At 40.5% G+C, this 24,624-nt stretch carries 27 protein-coding genes and 2 pseudogenes; 12 read left to right on the top strand and 17 right to left on the bottom strand.

Annotation, left to right across the window (positions count from 1 at the left end):
* Positions 1–12: 12 nt before the first annotated feature.
* From lon to nudE, 15 genes and pseudogenes are all read right to left on the bottom strand, one after another.
* Positions 13–2,427 (bottom strand): endopeptidase La, encoded by a 2,415-nt coding sequence (gene lon / locus BKK47_RS04060; RefSeq protein WP_077493628.1) that lies wholly within the window; start codon positions 2,425–2,427, stop codon positions 13–15.
* 123 nt (positions 2,428–2,550) lie between these two features.
* Positions 2,551–3,225: a phosphoglycolate phosphatase gene (locus BKK47_RS04055; RefSeq protein WP_077493627.1), complete on the bottom strand. Its 675-nt coding sequence runs from the start codon at positions 3,223–3,225 to the stop codon at positions 2,551–2,553.
* 48 nt (positions 3,226–3,273) lie between these two features.
* Complete coding sequence (gene rpe / locus BKK47_RS04050; RefSeq protein ID WP_077493626.1) at positions 3,274–3,948, bottom strand: ribulose-phosphate 3-epimerase; 675 nt, start codon at positions 3,946–3,948, stop codon at positions 3,274–3,276.
* A gap of 325 nt (positions 3,949–4,273) precedes the next feature.
* Positions 4,274–4,477: a glycine zipper 2TM domain-containing protein gene (locus BKK47_RS04045; protein ID WP_077493625.1), complete on the bottom strand. Its 204-nt coding sequence runs from the start codon at positions 4,475–4,477 to the stop codon at positions 4,274–4,276.
* A 104-nt stretch (positions 4,478–4,581) separates the two neighbouring features.
* Positions 4,582–4,902 (bottom strand): DUF4298 domain-containing protein, encoded by a 321-nt coding sequence (locus tag BKK47_RS04040; protein ID WP_077493624.1) that lies wholly within the window; start codon positions 4,900–4,902, stop codon positions 4,582–4,584.
* 75 nt (positions 4,903–4,977) lie between these two features.
* On the bottom strand, positions 4,978–6,432 hold the full coding sequence (gnd, locus tag BKK47_RS04035) for a decarboxylating NADP(+)-dependent phosphogluconate dehydrogenase (protein ID WP_077493623.1): 1,455 nt from the start codon (positions 6,430–6,432) through the stop codon (positions 4,978–4,980).
* Positions 6,433–6,487: 55 nt separating this feature from the next.
* Positions 6,488–6,946, bottom strand: coding sequence for a virulence factor (locus BKK47_RS04030; protein WP_077493622.1), 459 nt, complete (start codon positions 6,944–6,946; stop codon positions 6,488–6,490).
* A gap of 33 nt (positions 6,947–6,979) precedes the next feature.
* Positions 6,980–8,062: pseudogene (locus BKK47_RS04025) on the bottom strand (DUF1176 domain-containing protein).
* Positions 8,063–8,072: 10 nt separating this feature from the next.
* A pseudogene (locus tag BKK47_RS04020) lies at positions 8,073–8,370 on the bottom strand (DUF1304 domain-containing protein).
* Between the two features lie 68 nt (positions 8,371–8,438).
* The gene (pgl, locus tag BKK47_RS04015) at positions 8,439–9,137 is read right to left on the bottom strand and encodes a 6-phosphogluconolactonase (RefSeq protein WP_077493621.1); all 699 of its coding nucleotides are present in this window, start codon (positions 9,135–9,137) and stop codon (positions 8,439–8,441) included.
* 3 nt (positions 9,138–9,140) lie between these two features.
* On the bottom strand, positions 9,141–10,625 hold the full coding sequence (gene zwf / locus BKK47_RS04010; protein ID WP_077493620.1) for a glucose-6-phosphate dehydrogenase: 1,485 nt from the start codon (positions 10,623–10,625) through the stop codon (positions 9,141–9,143).
* Between the two features lie 67 nt (positions 10,626–10,692).
* Complete coding sequence (gene cysQ, locus BKK47_RS04005) at positions 10,693–11,517, bottom strand: 3'(2'),5'-bisphosphate nucleotidase CysQ (protein WP_077493619.1); 825 nt, start codon at positions 11,515–11,517, stop codon at positions 10,693–10,695.
* Positions 11,518–11,547: 30 nt separating this feature from the next.
* Complete coding sequence (locus BKK47_RS04000) at positions 11,548–11,961, bottom strand: hypothetical protein (protein ID WP_077493618.1); 414 nt, start codon at positions 11,959–11,961, stop codon at positions 11,548–11,550.
* A 50-nt stretch (positions 11,962–12,011) separates the two neighbouring features.
* Positions 12,012–14,012: an OPT family oligopeptide transporter gene (locus BKK47_RS03995; RefSeq protein ID WP_077493617.1), complete on the bottom strand. Its 2,001-nt coding sequence runs from the start codon at positions 14,010–14,012 to the stop codon at positions 12,012–12,014.
* 142 nt (positions 14,013–14,154) lie between these two features.
* Positions 14,155–14,715, bottom strand: coding sequence for an ADP compounds hydrolase NudE (gene nudE, locus BKK47_RS03990; RefSeq protein WP_077493616.1), 561 nt, complete (start codon positions 14,713–14,715; stop codon positions 14,155–14,157).
* Positions 14,716–14,784: 69 nt separating this feature from the next.
* On the opposite strand from nudE, the gene hslR reads away from it, so the two are divergent.
* From hslR to BKK47_RS03955, 7 genes are all read left to right on the top strand, one after another.
* Positions 14,785–15,177, top strand: a complete 393-nt coding sequence (hslR, locus tag BKK47_RS03985) for a ribosome-associated heat shock protein Hsp15 (RefSeq protein WP_077493615.1) — start codon at positions 14,785–14,787, stop codon at positions 15,175–15,177.
* A gap of 25 nt (positions 15,178–15,202) precedes the next feature.
* On the top strand, positions 15,203–16,126 hold the full coding sequence (locus tag BKK47_RS03980; protein ID WP_077493614.1) for a hypothetical protein: 924 nt from the start codon (positions 15,203–15,205) through the stop codon (positions 16,124–16,126).
* A 2-nt stretch (positions 16,127–16,128) separates the two neighbouring features.
* On the top strand, positions 16,129–17,292 hold the full coding sequence (locus tag BKK47_RS03975) for a beta-ketoacyl-ACP synthase III (RefSeq protein WP_077493613.1): 1,164 nt from the start codon (positions 16,129–16,131) through the stop codon (positions 17,290–17,292).
* Positions 17,279–17,674, top strand: a complete 396-nt coding sequence (locus tag BKK47_RS03970) for a DarG family dialkylresorcinol biosynthesis protein (RefSeq protein WP_077493612.1) — start codon at positions 17,279–17,281, stop codon at positions 17,672–17,674. Before BKK47_RS03975 ends, BKK47_RS03970 begins: the two co-directional genes overlap by 14 nt.
* A gap of 64 nt (positions 17,675–17,738) precedes the next feature.
* On the top strand, positions 17,739–17,912 hold the full coding sequence (gene rhuM, locus BKK47_RS12855) for a RhuM family protein (protein ID WP_077493641.1): 174 nt from the start codon (positions 17,739–17,741) through the stop codon (positions 17,910–17,912).
* Between the two features lie 87 nt (positions 17,913–17,999).
* Positions 18,000–18,992 carry a BtrH-related acyltransferase DarH gene (darH, locus tag BKK47_RS03960; protein ID WP_077493611.1) on the top strand — a complete coding sequence of 331 codons (993 nt, stop codon included), beginning with the start codon at positions 18,000–18,002 and terminating at the stop codon, positions 18,990–18,992.
* Between the two features lie 31 nt (positions 18,993–19,023).
* Complete coding sequence (locus tag BKK47_RS03955) at positions 19,024–19,749, top strand: ABC transporter ATP-binding protein (RefSeq protein WP_077493610.1); 726 nt, start codon at positions 19,024–19,026, stop codon at positions 19,747–19,749.
* A 36-nt stretch (positions 19,750–19,785) separates the two neighbouring features.
* Here BKK47_RS03955 and BKK47_RS03950 read toward each other — a convergent pair whose 3' ends face one another.
* Together BKK47_RS03950 and BKK47_RS03945 are read right to left on the bottom strand one after the other, a co-directional pair.
* Positions 19,786–20,283 (bottom strand): hypothetical protein, encoded by a 498-nt coding sequence (locus BKK47_RS03950; protein WP_077493609.1) that lies wholly within the window; start codon positions 20,281–20,283, stop codon positions 19,786–19,788.
* A 49-nt stretch (positions 20,284–20,332) separates the two neighbouring features.
* On the bottom strand, positions 20,333–20,911 hold the full coding sequence (locus BKK47_RS03945) for a porin family protein (RefSeq protein WP_077493608.1): 579 nt from the start codon (positions 20,909–20,911) through the stop codon (positions 20,333–20,335).
* 158 nt (positions 20,912–21,069) lie between these two features.
* On the opposite strand from BKK47_RS03945, the gene BKK47_RS03940 reads away from it, so the two are divergent.
* From BKK47_RS03940 to BKK47_RS03920, 5 genes are read left to right on the top strand one after another with little or no spacing between them, the layout of a single operon-like run.
* On the top strand, positions 21,070–21,447 hold the full coding sequence (locus BKK47_RS03940; RefSeq protein ID WP_077493607.1) for a helix-turn-helix domain-containing protein: 378 nt from the start codon (positions 21,070–21,072) through the stop codon (positions 21,445–21,447).
* A 17-nt stretch (positions 21,448–21,464) separates the two neighbouring features.
* Positions 21,465–22,712 (top strand): ABC transporter permease, encoded by a 1,248-nt coding sequence (locus tag BKK47_RS03935; protein ID WP_077493606.1) that lies wholly within the window; start codon positions 21,465–21,467, stop codon positions 22,710–22,712.
* A complete protein-coding gene (locus tag BKK47_RS03930; RefSeq protein WP_077493605.1) occupies positions 22,712–22,999 on the top strand; it encodes an acyl carrier protein in 288 nt (95 codons plus the stop codon). Before BKK47_RS03935 ends, BKK47_RS03930 begins: the two co-directional genes overlap by 1 nt.
* The gene (locus BKK47_RS03925; RefSeq protein ID WP_077493604.1) at positions 22,996–24,042 is read left to right on the top strand and encodes a beta-ketoacyl synthase N-terminal-like domain-containing protein; all 1,047 of its coding nucleotides are present in this window, start codon (positions 22,996–22,998) and stop codon (positions 24,040–24,042) included. The genes BKK47_RS03930 and BKK47_RS03925 overlap by 4 nt, the downstream gene beginning before the upstream one ends.
* On the top strand, positions 24,039–24,617 hold the full coding sequence (locus BKK47_RS03920; protein WP_077493603.1) for a beta-ketoacyl-[acyl-carrier-protein] synthase family protein: 579 nt from the start codon (positions 24,039–24,041) through the stop codon (positions 24,615–24,617). Before BKK47_RS03925 ends, BKK47_RS03920 begins: the two co-directional genes overlap by 4 nt.
* Positions 24,618–24,624 lie beyond the last annotated feature (7 nt).

Below are 24,624 nucleotides of genomic sequence, written 5' to 3'. Positions count from 1 at the left end.
AAAAATACTCAATTAATTGACCGCTCTTGTTGTTTTCGTGACGGCTTTACGACGTGGTGTTTTGGGTTTGGCTTCCACCTTGACAAACTCCACGCCTTCCGGTGGATTTTCTAATGCCAAACTTAATACTTCATCAATAGTTTCCACTGCATGAATGGTGAGGTTTTCTTTCACGTTATCCGGAATTTCTTCCAAATCTTTTACGTTATCTTTCGGGATTAATACGGTTTTAATACCGCCACGGTGCGCCGCCAAAAGTTTTTCTTTTAAACCGCCGATTGGCAGCACTTTACCGCGTAAGCTGATTTCCCCTGTCATTGCCACATCCGCACGCACCGGATTGCCTGTCAAACAAGACACAAGAGCGGTACACATTGCGATACCCGCACTTGGCCCGTCTTTCGGTGTTGCACCGTCCGGCACGTGAATGTGAATATCGCGTTTTTCGTGGAACTCAGGGTTAATGCCCAGTTTATCGGCACGTGAACGCACCACTGTCATTGCCGCTTGAATGGATTCCTTCATCACATCACCAAGGGAACCGGTAAAAGTTAATTTACCCTTGCCCACCACAGATGCGGTTTCAATGGTAAGTAAATCGCCACCGACTTCCGTCCACGCCAAACCTGTCACTTCACCTACTCGGTTTTGCGTATCCGCTTTGCCAAACTCAAAACGTTTCACGCCAAGATAATCTTTTAAATTATCGGCATTTACCGTAATGGATTTCAGTTTAGGAGCCGCTAATAAATTTTTCACCGCTTTACGGCAAATTTTGGAAATTTCACGTTCTAAATTGCGCACACCGGCTTCTCTGGTGTAATAGCGGATAATATCCAAAATGGCACTTTCTTCCACCACTAATTCACCTTTCTTCAAGCCATTACGCTCAATTTGTTTTTGTAACAAATGACGCATAGCAATATTGAGTTTTTCATCTTCCGTGTAACCAGAAAGGCGAATCACTTCCATACGATCAAGTAACGGTCCCGGGATATTCATGGAGTTTGATGTCGCCACAAACATCACATCAGAAAGATCATAATCTACTTCTAAATAATGATCGTTAAATGTGGTGTTTTGTTCAGGATCAAGCACTTCTAATAAGGCAGAAGCCGGATCACCCCGCATATCCGATGCCATTTTATCGATCTCATCAAGCAAGAATAATGGATTTTTCACCCCGACTTTTGCCATTTTTTGAATGAGCTTGCCCGGTAATGCACCGATGTAGGTTTTGCGATGACCACGAATTTCCGCTTCATCACGCACGCCACCCAGCGCCATTCTCACGTATTTTCGACCGGTTGCATTGGCAATCGACTGACCAAGAGAAGTTTTCCCCACTCCCGGCGGTCCAACCAAGCAAAGAATCGGCCCCTTAATTTTATTGAGGCGCGCTTGCACCGCAAGATATTCTAAAATGCGTTCTTTCACCCGATCCAAGCCATAATGATCGGCATCTAAAACTTGTTGTGCTTTGGTAATATCTTTTTTCACTTTCGTGCGTTGATGCCATGGTACTTGGAGCATCCATTCAATATAGCTACGCACCACGGTGGCTTCTGCTGACATTGCCGACATCATTTTGAGCTTTTGCAGTTCGCTTTCCACTTTCTCACGCACTTCTGCCGGCATTCCTGCGGCATCCACTTTTTGACGAAGTTGTTCCACTTCATCAATGGTATCTTCATTTTCGCCATCGTCCATTTCTTTGCGAATCGCTTTAATTTGCTCGCTCAAATAATAGTTACGTTGGCTTTTTTCCATTTGTTTTTTGACACGACCACGAATGCGTTTTTCTACTTGTAGAATATCCGCCTCCGACTCCATCATCCCTAGCAAATATTCCAAACGTGCTTGCACATCAGCCAGTTCCAACACACTTTGTTTATGCCGAACACTCACCGGCAAATGCGCCGCCATGGTATCTGCAAGGCGATCCGTATCATCAATACGTTGTAGAGCGCCTAACACATCAGCCGGCACTTTTTTATTTAAGGTCAGGTAATTTTCAAATTCGGACAATACCGCATTTTTGACGATCTCTAATTCTTTTTCATCACCTCGGACAGTATCAATCGGAGTGATTTCTGCAGAGAAAAATTGCTCCCCTTCTTCGAGATGATTGATTTTTGCCCGTTGCTGCCCCTCGACAAGTACTTTTACTGTGCCGTCAGGCAATTTTAAAAGCTGGATAATATTGGCAATGGTGCCCACATCAAACACATCATCAACACTCGGTTCTTCTAAATCCGCCTGTTTTTGTGAAACCAAGAGAAGCTGTTTATTTTCATTCATCGCTTCTTCAAGGGCATTAATGGATTTTGCACGCCCCACAAAAAGCGGCATCACCATATAGGGGAAAACCACGACATCACGTAACGGTAGTACGGGCATCGTGCGTTGTGTTCTTTTGGCGTTCATATCTTCTCTCTAATTCTATTTCAACAATTTGGGATAATATGGGGATGGGTTTGATGAATTCAAGGGAATCGGGTTAATTAGGACATAAAGTGCGGTCGTTTTTCGCCGCACTTTTAGGAAAAATTAAAGAATCTTTAATAATTGACCAAAATCATCAAATACCCAATCCGGATTCGATTCGCTAATTGGAATATTGTAATTATAACCGTAGGTTAATCCGACAACAGCACAACCGGCAGCATGTGCTGCGATAATATCGTTTTTAGAATCCCCCACAAATAATACTTGTCGAGGCTCAACTCCAAATTTACCACACAAATAATAAAGCGGTCCCGGATGCGGTTTAATTGCAGGTAAAGATTGTCCGCCCAACATTTCGCTAAATAGATGATCAATGCCAAATGCCGACAACACCGGTTGAACGTGTTTAGTCGGTTTATTGGTAACCACCGCTAACGTATAACCTTTCGCTTTTAATGCTTCCAAGGTTTCTTTTACATTCGGATATAATCGGCTCACATTGCAAAGATTTTCGCCATAATAATAACTAAAGCGATCTTTCAATTTTTCTACATCCGCTTCACTTAATGTTTTACCGGTTTGTTCTTTTGCCCAATCCAATGCTCGAGCAATCAATACCGGCGCACCGTTACCAATCCAAGTTAAAACAAGGGCTTCCGGAGCTTGTGGCAAACCAAATTCTGCCAATGCCGAATTTACAGATAAAGCTAAATCCGGTAAGCTATTGACTAACGTGCCGTCTAAATCAAAACCAATGAGTTTAAACTGTGTTTTCATTAACGCTCTCTTCTCCATACTACAAAATGAGGAAATCCAAGATAAATTCTATCCTTGGATAGCCGCGAGTTGATGTCTCATTTGATCAATCACTTGTTTATAATCCGGTTGATCAAAAATTGCCGAGCCCGCCACAAACATATCCGCACCGGCAGCGGCAATTTCCGCAATATTATTCACTTTTACACCGCCATCCACTTCTAAACGAATATCAAAACCGCTGTCATCTATCATTTTTCGTGCCTGTTGTAGCTTTTTCAATGTGGCAGGAATGAAGGATTGTCCACCGAATCCCGGATTCACAGACATAAGTAAAATCACGTCCACCTTATCCATCACATAATCCAAATAACTTAGTGGTGTTGCAGGATTAAACACCAACCCCGATTTACAACCATGATCACGAATCAACTGTAAAGAGCGGTCAATATGCTCGGAACTTTCCGGATGGAAAGTAATATAATTCGCCCCGGCTTTGGCAAAATCAGGGATAATCCGATCCACAGGTTTCACCATCAAATGCACGTCAATCGGTGCGGTAATACCGTAATCACGTAAAGCCTGACAAATAGCGGGCCCAAAAGTCAAATTTGGCACATAATGATTGTCCATCACATCAAAATGAATCAGATCTGCACCGGCATTAAGCACATTTTGAACATCATCGCCAAGACGAGCAAGATCGGCTGAAAGAATGGAAGGGGCAATAAGGTAAGGTTTCATCGTCATCTCCTAGGGGTTTTCACCGCTCTAGTTTACTACGTTAAAACAGAAATTGCCTTGATTATTTATAGGAAAATTTCAATATTATGTAGCAGTTGCACAAAGTTGTTTTTTCTCTTGTAGGGACACACCGCGTGTGTCCAAATTTTAACCTATTGAAATAATTTGATTTTTATAACGGACACACGCAGTGTCTCCCTACGTTCTGTTAAAATTTCTGTTTTTGTGCATTTGCTACACATAATACCGGAAAATTTTGAAAAAAATAACCGCACTTTGAACATTCTTTTAGTAAAGAAAACAAAGTACGGTCGATAATCTCTCTTTATTTGCCTACTTGACTACCGATTAAACCACCTAATGCGGCACCACCCAATGTTGTTGCGGTATTACCTTTAATCATATAACCGGCGGCACCGCCAATTGCTGCACCGACAGCCGTATTTTGTTGAGTGCGGCTCATATTACTACAAGCTGCTAATGAAATAACTGTCATACCAATAACCAATGATTTTGTTATTAATTTCATAAAATCGCTCCGTATAAAATTAAAAACTATCCATCGTGATAGCACCTTATAAGACTGATACCACTGAATAAAAGTTCATTTTGAGAGAGAATCTTACATCATAATTAACGATTTCTTTGATCTAAAATTTCGGTGATTACTTTTAAATATTCGATAGCAAGATGTTGTTGCTCCGCACTAGCATTATAGACAAGATCTTCTGAAAGCACGCCACAAGGCTGAGTTTCCGGAATCTCACCTTTTTCATAGGCTTCAGAATCTGCAAGCCAATCGCCGTTAAAATAATAATGTTCCAAACGTTTCATTTTCGGTAAAAAGGCTTGCCATTTTTCAAGAAACGTCTCAACCTCTCCTAAAAATTCATTGGCTTCGTTCAGAATACTTTCCATTTCGGCTAATTGCGCTAAACGTGTTTGAGATAACATTTTTCTCTCCAAAATAATGTAAAAAGAAACCGCACTTTGCTTAAAGTGCGGTCAATTTATCCTAGATTTTACCTATTACACATCATAGGTTGTAGAGGCTGTGTTACCGCCACGCCCTGTCCAGTTAGTATGGAAAAACTCACCACGTGGTTTATCAGTGCGTTCATAAGTATGCGCACCAAAATAATCCCGTTGAGCTTGTAATAAATTAGCCGGCAAACGGGCAGACGTGTAACCGTCTAAGAAGGTGATCGCTGATGCCATACATGGCATTGGAATTCCTGCCTCAACGGATTTTGCCACTACTTTGCGCCAGTCGCTCATTGCATTTTCTAAAATGCCTTTGAAATAAGCGTCTGAGCCTAAGAAAATCAAATCCGGATTGGCTTCATAAGCATCGCGAATGTTACCTAAGAAACGGCTGCGGATAATACAACCTTCACGCCATAACAAAGCAGTGTTGCCGTAATTGATATTCCAATTAAAGTTTTCCGACGCTTCGCGAATCAGCATAAAACCTTGTGCGTAAGAAATGATTTTAGACGCCAATAATGCTTTACGCACGGCCTCAATCCAGACTTTTTTATCACCCTCTACTTTTCCGATCGTTTTATGGAATAATTGGCTTGCCGCCACACGTTGATCTTTAAACGCAGAGACACAACGGGCAAAGACCGATTCGGTAATTAAGGTCAATGGAATACCGAAATCAAGGGCATTAATTCCCGTCCATTTTCCGGTACCTTTTTGCCCTGCCGTGTCTAAAATTTTATCCACTAAACGTGTGCCGTCAGTATCTTTATAGCCTAAAATATCCGCCGTGATATCGATTAAATAACTGTCTAATTCGGTTTTGCGCCACTCATTAAAAGTCGCTTCCAATTCATCGTCGGATAATCCCACGCCTTCTTTTAAGAATTGGTAGGCTTCACAAATTAATTGCATATCGCCGTATTCAATACCGTTATGCACCATTTTGACAAAATGGCCCGCACCATCTTTACCCACCCAATCGCAGCAAGGTTCACCTTGTTCTGTTTTAGCGGCAATGCCTTGTAAAATCGGTTTCACAAATTGCCATGCTTCTTCGTTACCACCCGGCATAACGGAAGGTCCGTGTCTTGCCCCTTCTTCACCACCGGAAACACCCGTACCAATAAAACGGATCCCTTTTTCTCGCAATGCTTCTACACGACGATTGGTATCCGGATAATTGGAATTACCACCATCAATAATAATATCGCCTTCTTCTAAGTGCGGTAATAATGCATCAATAAATTGATCCACCACTTCGCCCGCACGCACCATTAACATCACTTTGCGCGGTTTTTCCAATTTAGACGCTAAATCTTCCAGGGAATATGCCCCAATAATGTTCGTTCCTTGCGCCGCCCCTTGCAAAAACTCGTCCACTTTAGATGTAGTGCGGTTATACGCCACCACTTTAAATCCGTGGTCATTCATATTTAAAATGAGGTTCTGACCCATTACGGCGAGTCCAATAACGCCGATATCGCCTTTTTGTGACATTTTTTTCTCCTGCTGGTGAGGTGCAATTTATGAGTTACACCGATTGAGTATAAACTTAGTGTTTTGGATTATTTTGTAATAAATCCTTTTCAGAAATTTGTTGTAAAGAAAATTGACGTTTTCCCACAATTTCTTCCACTTTATCAGCAGATAATCCTGCTTGTAATAGTTCTTGACGTAATCCATCAAGTGAACGATTAAAGGCTTCCCGTGCTCGTTGCACACCTTCTACAATAAATTGCGCATTAAAATCATCTTTTAATTCGTAAAACTGAATATTGGAAGCGCAGTGATAAAACCATTCAAATCTTGCGGCGACCTCTTGCAACGCAAGCGTGCCATGAGCTTGCTTAATACCTATATCGCTCAAATAAACCGTTCCTTGAATATTGCTAAAACCATGTTTTTTTAAAATACGTTGAATATCCGAATAAGCATTACGCCAACTGGAATTATGATAGTTTTCTTCCAAACAATGGGTATCCATATCAAAAACAATTAATGTACGATCCATTTTTTCTCCTTGTAAAGATATGATATCTCATACTTACTCCACCACAACCTCACTCTCGAATATTGGTAAATGCCAAAAGCCACCGCCAACACCTTTACATAATCCGCTTGTCCACTTTGAAGTGCGGATAAAAATTTTGCCATTCCAAACTGCCTTCTGACCAAACCAGCAATCACCAATTCCACGACCTTTATAAGATCCATTAACGGTTAAAAAATCTTTCTGTTCATCATAAAAGACTTCATTATATTGATGGGCTAATTGCTGTTCGACTCGGGTTAATTTATCATCCATCACCGCATAATAAGCTCCCTCTTGATAAGCGCCCATCCAACAAAGAGATTCTGCCAATACCTTACTATTAGTCAGCGGGTAAATGGTAATCCCATCAAGCCAATTATCATCCTGATGCAAAACAGGACAATAGCCATCGGATTATTCATCCGTGCCATTAGCTTGACGTAAAAGTGCCATTACTTCATCAAATTGTTTTGTTCCCTTTTTCAGGATATATTCTTGACGGTTTGGAATAGCTATAGCCGTAATTTTAGGCGCTGGGCGTGGGGCTAACACCGGTTTTGTGCTATTTCCCTTGCGTATCAGGGCTGAAGGCGTATTTAATCTCTGCTGAAATTCATCCATACGCAACATTGCCGCTGCCGCACCTTTATCCGATAATTTACCTTTAAACTCACCGGAAATAATCTGAATTTCGGTATCTTTTTTCAATGCGTTAAGTAGTGTCGTTATTTGGGTGTCCGTGAGAGAATATTCGGTGTGAATATCATCAACATTTTCTTTTTGCATTTTTCCTAAAGATTGCCCATTTATCAAAATTTCGGCAAATTTACCAATAGGAATGTTCTTCTCTTTTTCCTGATCGTATGCCAAAAAAGATAATTTCCCTGACACCTTTGCATTTTCCCCTGCCGGACGGGTAAATAAAACCGAAACGGGCATATCATCCCAATCATCTGATTGATAACCTGACATATAACAAGTGCCGGTATTATCACAAACTAAATCCCAATCTTGGTAATCTTCATTAATGCCCTTAATCGATGAAGCAAAAACACTAATCGGTAATAATGTAAACAATAGCAACCATTTTTTCATTTATTTCCTCCTATAATGAAAACTGCACTGCAATCTGCAAAACCAGCGCTAACACCGCCGGCAACCCTTGCTTTACAAAAATGCCCTTATTAGCGGTAATTGAGCCAAAAATTGCGGCAATTACCACACAAACTAAAAAGAAATAAATCACTGCTATTTGGTTTCACATAACCGAAAATAATTCCTGCTGCCAGAAAGCCATTGTATAGCCCTTGGTTGGCAAACATCACCTTCACTTTTTGCTGGGCGATAAACTCACCCGTTAAACCGAAAATGCGTTTGGCACGTTTTCCCTCAATAGCGAACATTTCTAAATAGAGAATGTAAAAATGTTCCAGCGCCACAAGTGCGGTCAAAATATGGGCTAAAATTTCCACTATAACAATGCTGCCGCCGCTTTATCCAAATACCACTCCGTTACGCCGTTTTTAGCTTTAATTTTCGCTGCCGGATAAGGTAGATTTTCAGCCGGTGTCGTTTGGATTTCTTTTAAAATGCCCGCTTTTCCTTCACCTGTCACAAGATAAGTGACGCGTTTTGCCTGTTCGATCATTTTTGCGGTTTTGGAAATTCGGATTTGCCCGCTTTCCGGATGTTTTGCAATAACTGCAAGATTTTTATTCTCAAAATTGGTTTGATGTGGAAATAGCGAAGCCGTGTGTCCGTCCATGCCCATACCTAAAATAATCCAATCAAAAACACCGTTAGGAATGACCGTACTTAGTTCCTCTTGAAAACGTTCCAGCTCAAAGTGCGGTTCATTTTCACCACAAATTCGGTGAATATTCTCAGTGGGTATTTGAATATGATCGAATAACAATTTTTTCACTTCACCATAATTACTTTCAGGATCTTGTGGTGAAACCATTCGCTCATCCCCCCACCAGAAATGCAGATTTTCCCAATGAACTTCCGTATTGTAAGGCGGTTCAGCTAAAGTTTTAAATAATAATTTTGGCGTGCTTCCGCCTGATAATGAAATATGAATCGGGCGTTGTTGTTCACTATATATTTTTAATTCTTGTGCAATTTTTTCAACCGCTTGTTGGACTGTATCAAAGATTATTGTGTTCATCAATTATACCTTTTTCTTCATCAATCCACTCGGTTTACGCCATACCTTGCCTTGTCTGGCAATGAGTTTATCCGCTGCTACCGGTCCCCAAGTACCGGCTTCGTATTCATGAATCCGTCCACCGTTGGCTTTGTAATCCAAAATTGGTTGAACGAATTTCCATGCGGCATGAACGGCATCCGTACGGGCGAATAGGGTTGCATCACCTTTCATCGCATCTAGCAATAAACGCTCATAGGCAGTCAAGACTTGTGCGCCGGCAAGATCCGCATAGCGGAAATCCATTGATACTTCTTTGGCTTCAAAGCCTGCACCCGGTTTTTTCAAACCAAAACGCATTGAAATGCCTTCATCCGGTTGAATACGGATAATGAGTTTATTTTCCGGTGCATTTTGACTGAATACCGGATGTGGTGTCGTTTTAAAATGAATCACAATTTCAGTCACACGAGCAGGTAAACGTTTACCCGTACGCACATAGAAAGGCACTCCGGCCCAACGCCAGTTTTCGATTTCACAACGCAGTGCCATATAAGTTTCCGTGTGTGAATCTGCCGGTACACCTTTTTCTTCTAAATACCCTTTCACTATGTTGCCATTCACTTCACCGGCAGAATATTGCCCAAGCACTAAATTATGCTCCACATCTTCTTGTGTGAGTGGGCGTAAACAGTGCATCACCTTTGCCACTTCATCACGCATTGAGTCCGCATTAATGATTGCCGGTGGTTCCATTGCCACCATCGCAAGCACTTGCAATAAGTGATTTTGGAACATATCCCGCATTGCACCGGAACCATCATAATAGCCGCCCCGCTCTTCAACACCAATGGATTCAGCACCCGTGATTTCCACGTAATCAATAAAATTACGATTCCAAAGGGGTTCAAACCAGCCGTTAGAAAAACGCAATACGAGCAAGTTTTGCACGGTTTCTTTACCAAGATAATGGTCGATACGGTAGATTTGATGTTCTTCAAAGAAACGGTGAATTTGCACATCCAACACTTGTGCGGTTTTTTCATCGTAACCAAAAGGCTTTTCTACGATAATACGTTTCCAGCCATATTCTTCTGTATTTAAGCCATGTGCCGCCAAACATTCGGGAATCACGCCGTAAAGACTTGGCGGGGTGGACATATAATAGAGCGTATTGCCGCAAGTTTGATATTTATCGTGTAATTCGTCCAAACGAGGGACTAATTTGCCATAATCATCGGCATCTGCCGTATTGACGGCTTGGTAATAAAGATGATGGCAAAATTCATCAAGGGTTTCAGGTGTGGTATCTTCATTCTTGATTAAAGCTTCACGCATTTTTGTACGGAAAGTTTCATCATTAAGTTCCGAACGCGCCACCCCAAGCACAGAAAAGTTCTCACCCAATCTTCCGATTTTGAAAAGATTATAAAGAGCCGGAATGAGTTTTCGGTGGGTTAAATCACCGGATGCGCCAAAAATGACGATACAGCTGTTCTCAGTTTGCATAATTATCCTTATAAAAATACCGAGTGAAATGACGGGCTATTCTAACGAAAATTCCTCCTCTAACCAATCAATTAAATCGAAAGATAGATGTCCAATTTATTGATTTATCCGCCACCATCACAAAAGCTGGATTAATTAAGGTTTCACGTTGGTTGTACGTCAACGGTGCAAATTGCGGATCAAAAATTTGCCCGTTCGTTTCCCCCAATAACACTTCCGCCCCTGCTGTATCCCATTCGCCGGTTTGCCCCAAACGGACATAGCAATCTACAATACCTTCCGCCACTAAACCGCTTTTTAAACTGCTCGACCCCATCACAACAAATTCACAAGGCAAATCTTTCGGTAAAATTGACCGCACTTTTTCCTGCGAGGTCGTTGCTCCCACTGCAATGCGTAATATTGGGGAACAAGAAGTGCGGTTAAAATCTGTGGTGTTTTTAGCCAATTTTTTGACTTGTTCACCCTGTTTTTTAAACGCACCAAAATCCTCCATCGCATAATAAGTGAGAGATAAAATCGGTGCATGGATAACGCTTAACACGGGTTTATTGTTACGGACTAGAGTGATTAAAACGGAAAATTGCTCGGTGCGATTAATAAATTGTTGCGTGCCATCGAGAGGATCGATGAGCCAATATTCTTTCCAGGTTTGGCGTTCCTCAAAAGGAATATGGCAGTTTTCTTCGGAAAGCACCGGCGTTTGGGGGAAAAGTGCGGTCAGTTTTTCCGTTAAAAATTGACTGACGAAAAGATCCGCTTCGGTGACCGGTGTATTATCTTCTTTAATTTGTACATCAATATGCTGCTGATAAAAACGTTGTAGATGCTTACCGGCTTGGTAAGCAATCAATAGAACTTGATTCAGTAAATGTTCATTGAGTGGCAACATAAAACCTCCCTACAAAATTTTTGATTATCATCATGATGATTTTGTTTTAGGCAATAGCCATGGCAATACAAATAAGGCATAAAATACCATACCGCAAGCGCTTAATATTCCTAATGTTAAACCGCCTTCGGTAAGCCATTGCCAAAATGAAGCGCCCTGCTCGCTCATAAACAATGAATAGAAATAGGAGGCGATATTACAATAAAAAACACTAATCAATGATGAACATAATACGATGGCTGCAATATTATGACGAATATAGCGAAACCTTGCGGCAACTAGGGCAATCAGAAAAGCCGGAATAGTCGCAAGGAAAAATGCAACCGTAAAATATCGACTAAATGGTGTCGGCTCTAAATCCGCTCCTAACAACCAAAATAGTGCGGTCACCAATCCTTGTGAAAGGAGAGGAAATAAAATTAATGCTTTAAGATAAGGTTTCATAAAAAATAGGCTATCGGAAAAGATAGCCTATTTTAAAGGAATTTTAAGGATTAATCAGATTTTTTCGCACGTAATACACGAGAAGCAAAAATAATGATCCCGGCAATAAATACCGTTAAACCTAATATTTCACTAATGCTACCCCAATTTTCAAGGTTAAGCGCCAATGGTGCTTCAGAACCGCCGGATGTGACGGAAGCCGCAATAACAAAGGCGAGAATCACTCCCATGAGACTTTCACCCACGATCAATCCTGCCGAGAAAAGCGTACCAAAACGTTCTGCTTTAGCCGAGATTTGTTTATCGCCGGTGCGTGCCGCATAGTTTGCAATATGGCGATTAATGAACCAGGCTAAGAATGCCCCAACAACAATCGGTGTATTAATAGACGGCGGTAAATAAATACCAATCCCTACCGCTAATACCGGTAATGCAAAGGTTTTATTACTCACTTTTTTCAAGAAGGCATCAATAATAATTAACACCGCACCTAAACCTACGCCGGTTAAGATATACGTCCATTCTAATTTATTAGTAAAAATACCTTGCGAGATCGTCGTCATAATCGTAGCTTGTGGCGCGGAAAGTGCTTGGGTTGGATCCATATCAGGACGTGGCAACGCACCGCTGAAACCGTAAGCGTGATATAAAATTTCCAATACCGGCGCAATCACCAATGCACCGACAAAACAGCCGATAATCAATGCCACTTGCTGACGCCACGGCGTGGCTTCAACTAATAAACCGGTTTTTAAATCCTGTAAGTTATCGTTAGAAATCGTCGCGGTGGTGAGGACAATAGATGCGGTAAAGAGCGTCAGTGCGGTTAAAAATTTCTGACCATCTGCCGTTTCAAATAGTCCCGTAGCATTACCAATAGAAACCAATGCGAGAGAAATCACAATCACTGAAATAATCCCGATACCGGAAATCGGACTCGATGATGACCCCACTAACCCAGCCATATAACCGGAAGCGGCAGCCACAAAAAAGCCGATAAATACCGCTAAGAAAGTACAAACCACCACCAATAAAATAGAAAGCTCCGGTGAAATAGGTGCTGCCGCAATAAAGTGATGTAATGAAATTACGATCAATACCACAGTAGCAATAAGGATATAAATCATGGTTTTTGGTGAGAGATCAATATCAATACGATGCTCCGATTCTGATTGACCGCTTTTCAACATACGGAACGAATGCACCATGCCTTCTACCATAGGTTTCATTAAAACCAATAATGTCCAGATTGCGGCAATACCGATCGTCCCTACACCAATAAAGCGAACTTTGGTTTTCCATGTACTCATGGCAAAGTCGATTAATCCCATATCTGTCGGCATATCACCTGACATGGTAAAGAACGGAACCGCTACTCCCCAAGTCAGCACCAAACCAACCAACATAGCGATACCGCCTACAATACCAATCAAATAACCTGCACCCAATAATGCAAGAGAGAATCCCATTGGTAATTGGAAAGCGGCTTTACTAGTTTGAATCCATGCACTCGCACCATCCGCCATGACACGTAAACCATTGGTTAAAAATGCGACAACACCGGCTAATAAACCACCATAAGCAATGTCCTTTACTCCTGTATCACCTTTATCATGATTTCCCGCCTTTAAAATTTCAGCAGCGGCCACGCCTTCAGGATAAGGTAAATCACTATTCACGACCATCGCGCGACGTAGTGGAATTGTAAATAATACGCCTAATGTTCCACCGGAAGCGCAAATTAACATGGTTTGCCAAAATGGAAAATCGTTCCAGTAACCCATCATTAACAAACCCGGTAAAACGAAGATAACAGAAGATAAAGTGCCGGCAGCAGAAGCCTGGGTTTGCACCATGTTATTTTCTAAGATACTGGAATCTTTAAAGAATTTTAACACCGCCATAGAAATCACAGCGGCAGGAATGGAAGAGGCAAAAGTCATTCCGACTTTTAATCCCAAATAGACGTTAGATGCGGTGAAAATCACCGTAATTAACGCCCCGAGAATTATCCCACGAAACGTGAGTTCTTTTAAATTTGAATGAGGCATAATTTTTCCCTAGGTTAAATAAAAAGCCCCTCACTTTCCCAAGAAACAGCAAAAAACTCAAGAATTATTTGAACATTTATGCAATTAAATTAGAAAATATTTAATAAATACGCTCTTTATTGGAAAAATTATTAATATCTTATTATCTTTGGCAGTTCAAATAATCTCTCAACGCATAAAGTGCGGTCAAATTTCTCGCTTCATTGAAATCGGGATTAGCAATTAATTCATCTAATTTATTCAAAGGAAAACGAACCAATTCTAAGGGTTCGGGTTCATCCCCTTCGAGCTTGCAAGGGTAGAAATCCCGCACAATAAAAATATGCATTGGGTTACGCATATAACTTGGACTGGTAATGACCGTGCGTAAAAAATAAATGTACTTTGCCCCAACGCCAATTTCTTCTTTCAATTCGCGATTAGCCGCTTCCTCCAGCGTTTCCCCCACATCTACGCCCCCCTTAGGAAACCCCAACTCATAACGTTCCGTACCCACAGCATATTCCCGAATCATTAAAAGCTCATCACCGTCAATCGGCACCATCATCACCGCCTGATGAGCACCCGGTTTAAAGCGTTCATAGGTTCGCTTTTCACCATTGCCAAATGCTAAATCCACAGCCTGAATTTCAAATAATTGTGATTTTGCAACAGTACGGGTGGAAAGAATTTGGGGTAATGGTTTTTGAGTGTCTGATAACATCGGTTTTCCTTTATTTTGTGATACTATGGGCACAAACTGTATCATAAATTGAGCAAAGAGAAATCGCAAATGGAAGAAAAAGACGTTCGCCTTGATAAATGGCTATGGGCTGCCCGTTTTTATAAAACCCGCAGTCTTGCTAAAGCTATGATTGAAGGGGGAAAAGTACATTACAACGGACAACGGGCAAAAGTCAGCAAAATTGTAGAAGTAGGTGCTATCTTAAAATTACGTCAAGGCAATGAAGAGAAAGAAGTTGAAATCTTGGCGTTAAGCGATCAACGCCGTGGCGCGCCCGAAGCACAGTTGCTTTATCGTGAAACGAATCAAAGTATGAAAAAACGGGAAGAAACGGCATGGGCAAGAAAAAACAACGCTCTTTCTATGCCTCACCCCGAACGCCGCCCGAATAAAAAAGAACGTCGGGATTTGTTGAAGTTTAAGCATCAGGAATTAAGTTGAATCTATTTTTGAATTGGATATAACCATGCCCATACCAAAAAAATCTCAAAATATCCTTGTCATTTCCTATTCCCAAACAGGACAACTTTTGCGTCTTGTTGAACATTTTCTTACACCATTGCAACGTGATGATATTCACCTAGAACATCACATCATTAAGCCGTGCGAACCCTATCCTTTTCCTTGGAAATTTATTCACTTTTTTAATCAATTTCCTGAATCGGTACATTTACAGCCCACCCCTATTGTGCCACCACAATTACAACGTGAAAAATATGATTTGGTGGTGATTGCTTATACGGTGTGGTTTTTATCTCCTTCCCAACCTATCACTGCATTTTTGCAATCAACACAAGCAAACATACTAAAAGACACACCGGTCATTACACTAATTGGCTGCCGCAATATGTGGTTAATGGCACAAGAAAAAATGAAGAAAATGATCGCGGAGAAAAGTGGAAAACTGATTGCTAATGTAGTGAAAACCGATCAATCCAGTACTTGGGAAAGTTTTATTACTACACCTGCATGGATGCTAAGTGGCAAAAAACGTTACTTTTCTTGGATGCCAAGTGCGGGAATTAGTGAAGCAGAAATACAAGATATGCAACGTTTTGGCGAGAAACTACTACTGGTTTTATCTAAAAATCGCCTACTTGATCATACCCTATTCCAAAAAATGGGCGCAGTGAAAATTGATGAAAAATTAATGATGAGCGAAAAAATAGGGCATCGCAGTTTTTATTTATGGGGGAAATTACTCATTAAGTGCGGTCAAATTTCACCACGTTTTCGCCAAAGTATGCTCTATTTTTATATCGCCTTTTTGATTATACTGATTCTGACTGTTGTGCCGATTTCCGCACTGATTAAAATCTGGCTAAAACCCTTATTAAAAGAAAAATTAACTAAACAAAAAGCCCACTTTGCCAAACCTTCAGGGGAATAATTTTGACTACTTTAACTGATGTTTACATTAACCGCGTTGCCGCTTTTTTGCCAAATGAACCCGTAGAAAACGATCAAATTGAACAAGTACTGGGGCAAATTGGCGAATTACCTTCTCGTGTACGTAAAATGATTTTACGCTCTAATGCCATTAAAAGCCGCTATTACGCCATTGATCCAAAAACCCGTAAAACCACCCATACCGGCACTGAATTGGCGGTGGAAGCCATCAAGGGATTATTCGCACAAGGCTTAAAAGCAGAGGATGTAACCTGTTTAGCTTGCGGTACATCTTATCCTGATCAAATTATCCCCGGACAAGGCGTTATGGTGCATGGTTTAATCCCTAATGCCCCACCTTATGAAGTGTTAACAACGGCCGGCGTTTGTGTGGCAGGCATGACGGCAATGAAACACGCTTATAACGCTATTCGCACCGGCGAACATCAACATGCCATTGCGGTTGCCTCCGAATCCGCCTCCGCCATTATGCGTAGCGAACATTTTGAAGCAGAAATTGATCAGAAAAAGCTAGACAACGCCCGACCTGAAATCGGTTTTGAAAAAGATTTTCTGCGCTGGATGCTTTCCGATGGTGCGGGAGCAGTTCATTTAAGCCATCGGCCTAACCCACAAGGGTTGAGTTTCAAAATTCATTGGATTGAGCTCATTTCTTATGCTAACGAGCTACCTGTATGTATGTACGCAGGGGCGGAATTGCAACATGAGCGTTTCATAGGCTGGAAAAATGTAGATAAACAAACCCGTGATACCCACAGTTTTATGGCAGTGAAGCAAGATGTCAAACTGCTCAATGAAAATATTGTCCGTTGCACCGTAGAAAATGCCCTACTTCGTTTAATTGATAAATACCATTTACATGCCAATGATATTGACTATTTTTTGCCACATTATTCATCAGGCTTCTTCCGCGATAAATTACTGGATGGTTTAAAAAATATCGATTTTGTGATCCCACAGGAAAAATGGTTTACGAATTTAGAAAGCAAAGGCAATACAGGCTCAGCCTCTATCTATATTATTTTGCAAGAATTTTTGGAAAAATTCCCGCTTATCGCCGGACAGAAAGTGTTATGTTACATTCCGGAGAGCGGTCGCTTTTCTTCTTGTTTTATGTTGCTGGAGGTGATAGATGGATGTGAATGAGATCCCACAGGACGACAGTAAAATTTTCAAAGGGCAACGGAAAGTCATTTACGCCACACAAAACGGCAGTTACCAAACCGCCACCTCTAATGGTTGGGATACGGAAACCTTCGCCACGGAACAAGCCGTAGAAGAATTGCAACAACTTGCAAACGAAGCCCTTAATGCGGTAAAACGTGGTGAAAAATCACCGCTCTTTTATTATATGTACCGCAACCGCTTCGATCTCACCAGCCTCGCCCAAGCCACCGGGTTCTGGCAATGGCGAATCAAACGGCATTTTAAACCAAGTGTATTTGGAAAATTATCAAATAAGGTATTGGGGCGATATGCCAAGGTGTTTGGGGTAAATATTGAGAAAATCAAAAATGGCAGAGAATAAATTACATTTCGGTTGTACGGATAAAACATCGGAGGAGCTTATTTCTTCAACAGATTAATGCAGAATTACCGAATATGACGCTTACAAATTTCCGAGGTTCGAAAGTGATAAAAAAGATGTTACTGTTGTAGCAAGAAACTATTTTAATGAACAAAAAATTACAGCGTTAAATAGAATTGTATCAATGTGGTTGGATTTTGCTGCAAATCAAACCAAGCGTAAAAATAATTTTCCTTAAAAGATTAGAAATAAAAATTAGATAATTTTCTTGCTTTTAACGATCTAAACATACTGAAAAATCGGGGTACTATTAGCAAATAAGCAAATGAATAATTTTAACCACCAACACACCGCCCATTGCGAAAGTGGCGTAATGTCCACACTTTTAAAGTCTCAAGGGGTAGATTTTAACGAAGCTATGGTTTTTGGTTTGGCATCAGCATTGACCTTTGTTTATATTCCGTTAGTCAAAATAAACGGGATGCCGTTGATTTCTTATCGTATGCCGCCACGTTCGATCATCAAAAAAGTCTCTAAACGGCTCAAAGTGCGGTTAAAAATCCAAAAATTTCGTACACCAAAAGCAGGGCAACAAGCTCTCGATCAAGCCCTTGATGAAAATAAGTTAGTCGGTTTGCAAACCTCTGTATTTTGGTTACCTTACTTTCCACCGGAAATGCGATTTCATTTTAATGCTCACAATTTGATCGTATATGGCAAAGAAGAAAATAATTATTTAATTAGCGATCCCGTGTTTGAAACTGTGCAACGTTGCCCCACAAGCGATTTACAAAAAGCCCGCTTTGCCAAAGGGGCATTGGCGGCAAAAGGATTGATGTATTATTTCGAGCAAATGCCTGATCTTTCTCACATTGACTTACCTACATTGGTGCAAAAAGCTATTCGTAAACAAGCGAAACAAATGCTTGCGCCGCTGTTTTTTGTCGGCGTGAAAGGCATTCGTACCGTGGCAAAATCGATTGAAAATCTCGCCGCTTGCAAAAAAGGCGAAAAATATAACCGCTTGTATCTCGGGCATATTGTGCGAATGCAGGAAGAAATCGGCACGGGCGGGGCAGGTTTCCGCTATCTTTATGCCTATTTCCTTGAGCAAGCCGCTGACATTTGTAATGAGCCGAAATTTAAACAGGCTTCCGAGCAGATGACGGAAATTGGCGATCAATGGAGGGAATTTGCTACTCTGTGCGTGAAACAATGCCGCAAGCCAAGTACAGAAGGCTATTGTGAGATCGCCGGTTTTCTGCGAGGAATTGCAGATAGAGAAGCATTGTTATGGCAGTATTTGAAAGCAGTTTAATGATTACGTAGACCATTCTATAAACATCAAAATGATAAAAATAGATAACATTCATCATCAATACCCAGACACACAAACGCTTGCACTTTATGATGTGAATTTACATATCAAACAAGGCTCTGCCGTAGGCTTACTCGGCCCTAACGGTGCAGGGAAAACCACGTTAATGTCATTAATGGCGGGATTACAAGAAGCACAATCTGGACAGATTTTGTTTGATGATGTCCCCTCTGAACGTTTAACCCAAAAACAACGCCATCAAATTTCCCTTGTGCCGCAGGATTTTGCGTTTTATCCGTTATTAACGGTATGGGAAAATTTGACATTTTTTGCCGCACTTTATGCTATTTCCGACAAACATTGGCTAGTGGAATTGTTGGAAAAAACAGGATTAACCACACACAAATCTAAGCTGGCAAAACATTTATCCGGTGGATTAAAACGCCGTTTAAATTTCGCTATTGGGTTAATTAACCGCCCTAAAGTAATTTTTTTAGATGAAATTACCGTAGGTATTGATCCACAATCCCGTCAATTTATTTTAAATAGCGTAGCAGATTTAACCGCTCAAGGCGTAACGGTAATTTATACCTCCCACTATCTGCAAGAGATTGAACAACTTTGTTCACAATTAGTGCTATTAAACGAGGGGAAGATTATTTATCAAGGCAATTTGCAAGAAATTACTGGAAATCAACCGCTTGAGAAGTTTTATTTAGACTTTTTGGATAAACAGATAAAAAGGTTCGCTAAGTAGCGAACCTTTTAGTGTCGTTTTAGGAAGAGTGGTTTATTAGATGGCAACTAATTGTGCTTTTTGCTCATCAGTTAAAGTATCTAAATATAAAATTTGTAATTGAGCTTTTGTTTTTCTTTTTGGACTCTGACTATTTTTATCTAAAGTTGTGCTAATACTTGAAGGGAGTTTATACATTGCTCCAGTAAGCGGATCAATAATCAAAGCACCTAAAGGACTAAGTAAAGCAATGTTGCCCATATACCAACCGTCTAGTGTTGCTGTAATAGTAACGGTTTTCTTCGCATAACCTTTTCTTTGGAAATCAAGGATATAAGTCGCAGGTTTAAAATAGCCTGCACTTGCTTTTAATCTGATTTCTTTTGGTGTTTCACCTTTCGCAACAACTTGCCCTTTACTATTTTTAATCGTAAAGGTTGCACCTACTGGCTCAGATTGAATATAAACAGGATAAGTACTTTTACTTACAATAGTGGCACAGCCTGTAAGTAACATTGTTAAAGATAATCCTATAATGTGAATAAATTTTTTCATTTTAACCTCATAAAAATAAATAAGCCTCTCGTAAAAGAGGCTTAAAAAATTAGAAACGATAAGCGACATTCAGAGCAATTTTATTCACTTTTGCTTTAATGTCTGATTCAACATTGCGTAATCTTGTTTGCGTATATTCTACGCCTGCTTCAAGTTTGTCGGTGAGTGCAAATTTAACACCTGCACCGTAGGCGACACCAAAGAGATTTGAACCTTCGACATATCGAGAAACTTCTTCGCCTAAATCAAAGGCGCTGACTTCAGCACCAATTTTTACATAAGGTAAAATGCTATCAGTCACACGATAGCCTTGTAAGTAAGCAATGCCAATATTGAATGTTTCTTTGGAAACAGAACCACCTGCATTACTGGTTTCAGAGCCGCCCGTTCTTAATTTGACTTCGCCAATGCCGACAAAATCTTTTGCAAAGTCAAAGCCATATTGGCCAAATACACCGATACTCGCTTTGTTTGAACTATTGGCACTCACCCCAAAACCCGGGATTTCAAAAGTATGTTTAGTTGAGCTTAATTCTGTACCAACTGCAAATCCTGTAAAATTGCCTTCCGCTACGGCAAAACTGCTAACCGAAACTGCCAGAATACCCACTAATGTTGTTTTTTTCATAGAAAAGCCTCGCTAAATGTGTGAAAATTGGTTCATATGGTTGCTCTTAAAAGCGATGGTCATTGTAAAAGAGTTGTCTTTTTTCTCCATTGACAGATAAGACAGAAAACCGCCTTTTTAATCCAAAAACAGCACTGAAAAGACAAATAGGTAACCGAATGAGTGTACAAGATAAAATCAGAGGATTGCGTGAGCAAAATAGGCTTTCGCAGGAAGAAATGGCTGAACGATTGAATATGTCGCCAAGTGGTTATGCAAAAATTGAACGAGGCGAAACCAAGTTATATTTAGAAAAACTTGAACAAATTGCACAAGTTTTTAATCTTGATATCACCGATTTAATTAACACAAAAAACGTCTGTTTTTTAATCAATGAAAATAGCCAATCCAGTTCAAATTATTATAATTCCGATGAAGCCTTAGTTATTGAAAATGAAAAATTAAAACTTTCGCTCTCTTTTCAAGAACAACTCATTGAGCAGCAAAAAAGAGAAATTGCGTTATTAAAAGAGATGAACGCACTGCTTAAAGCCTAAATAAATCGGCAATAATTATGTTAATTGCTTCAATCTGTAAAGAACTTCGCCTGTTAAGCCGTGATCTACACGGAGTTGCGGTGTTATTTATTATGCCGATTTTATTTATGTTTATTATGTCCGCCGCATTAAGTAATGAGAGTGAATTAAGTCAAGAAAAGCCGATTATGCTGCTATCGGAAAGGGAAAATCCGTTAAATGAGGCTTTATTTCAGGCTTTAAAAGAGGAAGGGCTGAGTGTAATGCAGGGTAATATTCAGTCGGAGCGGATAAAGGCAGAAAATGCATTAACAGAGGGCATATATTCTTTATTAATTATCAACTCTAACTCAAAATTGACTGCACTTTCCGGCGAAAAACCGTTGGAATTACGCTTAAATCCAAGTATCAATCGAGGCTGGTTGTTAGGTGTGAAAGGCATTTTACAAAAGCACTACACAAGATTACGTTTGGAACAATATTTAGCGGACAATCATATCAAGTTGAAAAATCGTCAGCAGAAGCAAATCAAAGAAATAGAGAAAAAAGTTAATCAGGATTTAGATAAAAAATTTGCGCAAATCAATGATTATTTAGCCAAAGCCCGCTGGCAAGAAGTCTATCTTAATCGTCAAGGAGAGCAAGTCGCAAAGCCCAATTCGGTACAACATAGTGTACCTGCCTGGCTGATTTTTGGCATGTTTTTTATTATGATTCCGCTGTCAAATGTAATGGCAATGGAACGCCAAACCAATACCATTACTCGCTTACGAATGGCTAGGGCTTCGGCATTAAATTTAATCGTAGCTAAATTGCTCCCCTATTTTTTGATTAACCAATTACAATTTATCGGTATGATCGCACTGGGCTATTTTGTATTGCCATACTTTGATATGCCGGCATTTTCTTTGAATGGTGAATGGTGGCAATATGCGGTGTTGTCAATGACGGTCAGCCTTGCTGCGCTTGGCTACGGTTTATTTGTGAGTGTCATCGCGCGCACAACTGAACACGCCGTGGTGTTAGGCGGCGGCGGAATTATCATTATGGCAGCTATCGGCGGTATTATGGTGCCGACCTATGTGATGCCCGATATAATGCAAACTGTTGCAGAATTTTCACCGATGGGATGGGCATTAAGCTGCTTTCAAAATTTATTGCTCAACCGATATGAACTAACGCAAATCGCCGATTATTTAATAAAATTGACCGCTTTCGGCATACTGATGATCGGATTGGCGGCAGTTCTCTATCAACAACAATTGAAAAAGCAAGTGAGATTTTAATGAATTATACTTTTACGCTTGAACCCGAATTACTTGAGTTTGAATTAAAAAAACTCATTTTGCGGGAATCGGAAAAAGAGGACTTTAAACCGAGTGAAATCACTGATGACGAACTGCTTTTTGGCGACCAAAGTCGTATTCAATTAGATTCCCTTGATGCACTACAAATTGCCGTAGCCCTTCAAGCCCATTTTAAGGTGCGGTTACAGGGAGATCGAATGGTACGTAAGCATATGATGAACGTACGTGGTCTTGCGGCTTTCATTCGTGAACAACACCAAAAATGACCGTCTATATCAATGCGGTTTCCGCCCGAGTTGCGGAAAAAATCGGGCGGCGAACCAGCCAAATGTTAAGGCAAACAACGACATTACCTTACTTCAATGCATTTAAAGAACCTCTGCTTTCCCTTGAACGGCTCTATGCTTATTTTGATGAGCAAATTGACCGCACTTTAAAACAACTAGGTTGGAATAAAACCGAAGTTAAAGATATTCCCATTTTGCTTGGCTCCACCGCTTATGTCATGAGTGATTGCGAAGCCCGCGTTGCCAATCAACAACCACTACCAAAAGAATATAGCTTAGCGCTGATAGCCGATCATTTACGAGAACAATATCAAACCCAAGTATTTAGCTTTGCCACATCCTGCACCTCTTCCGCCCAAGCTATTGGCTATGCCTATAAAATGCTGAAAAATAACATGGCAGAAAAAGCCTTGGTACTCGGTTTTGAAATGTTTAATCGCCTCACCTTTGAGCATTTTCAAGCAATGAATCTACTTTCCCAAGATTCATCTTATTTACCGATGAGCGCCTCCAATGGCATGGTTTTAGGTGAGGGTATGGGATGTATGGCGTTATCTATCCAACCCAATCACTCTTTTTGTTGCGAAATCTTAGGTGTTACGAGCGTAACCGATAATGAAAATCTGACAAACAGCAATGAAAGTTCATTGAAAACCTTGCTTAAACAATGCCTTAAAAAAGCAAACATATCAGCGGAACAAATCCAAGGTATCAAAATTCATGGTGTAGGCAGTAATAGTGATGAAATGGAAAAACAAGTGCTAAGCGAACTTTTCCCACAAACGGAATGGATTTTAATAAAACCTTATATCGGACACACACTCGGCGCAAGCGGTGTATTAGAGACAGTATTTTTTTATCAAAGTTTACAAGCTAAATGCCTTGCCGAATTACCTTGGCAAATAGAAAGTAAAAACCAGCGGCTAGCCCATGGAAAAGCCTTAAAGTGCGGTTATTATTTACATTATTTTTTAGGTTTCGGCGGCAGCCATATTGCATGGGTCATCAAGGTGGGAGAATGATTTATTTACAGCAAAAAAGTACCTTTATCGCAAACGGCACGGATAAAGCCCTCCGCCAACAACTACAAATAGAAGGCATTGATCCCCGTCGTTTTAGCCGTTTCACCCAACTCGCCTTGTTGGGCGCATTACCACTAAAAAATAATATTCAGCCAACTTGTGGCATTTATCTTGGTTCCCCCTTTAATTCACCAAGTAAATTTGACAAGATGTTTCATCAACTTAATGAATACGATATGCCAAGTCCATTAGATTTTATGGCGAACATCAATAATGCGGCGACGTTTCAACTTGCACAAATCTTTCAAACAACAGGAAATTCAATCTTCCTACCGATTAATCAAAAAACAATTTGGCAACCGCTTCAATTAGCCGAGCTAGATTTAATCAACGGTGATGTAGAACAAGCTTTGATTGGATGGGTGCGAGAGGGAGACTCAGAAAAACAAACGGAAGGTGCAGTGTTTTGGCTGGTATCCAAAGAGTCAGAAAGTGCGGTCAAAAAATTAGCGGTTTTGCCAAAAGGTGAAGATGTGCAACATTTGGATTTTTTGTCGATTGTGCAAAAAATTTAATTGGTCG

Source organism: Rodentibacter mrazii (assembly GCF_001998825.1).
Taxonomy (GTDB): domain Bacteria; phylum Pseudomonadota; class Gammaproteobacteria; order Enterobacterales; family Pasteurellaceae; genus Rodentibacter; species Rodentibacter mrazii.
This window is presented reverse-complemented; position numbering and strand designations above follow the sequence as displayed.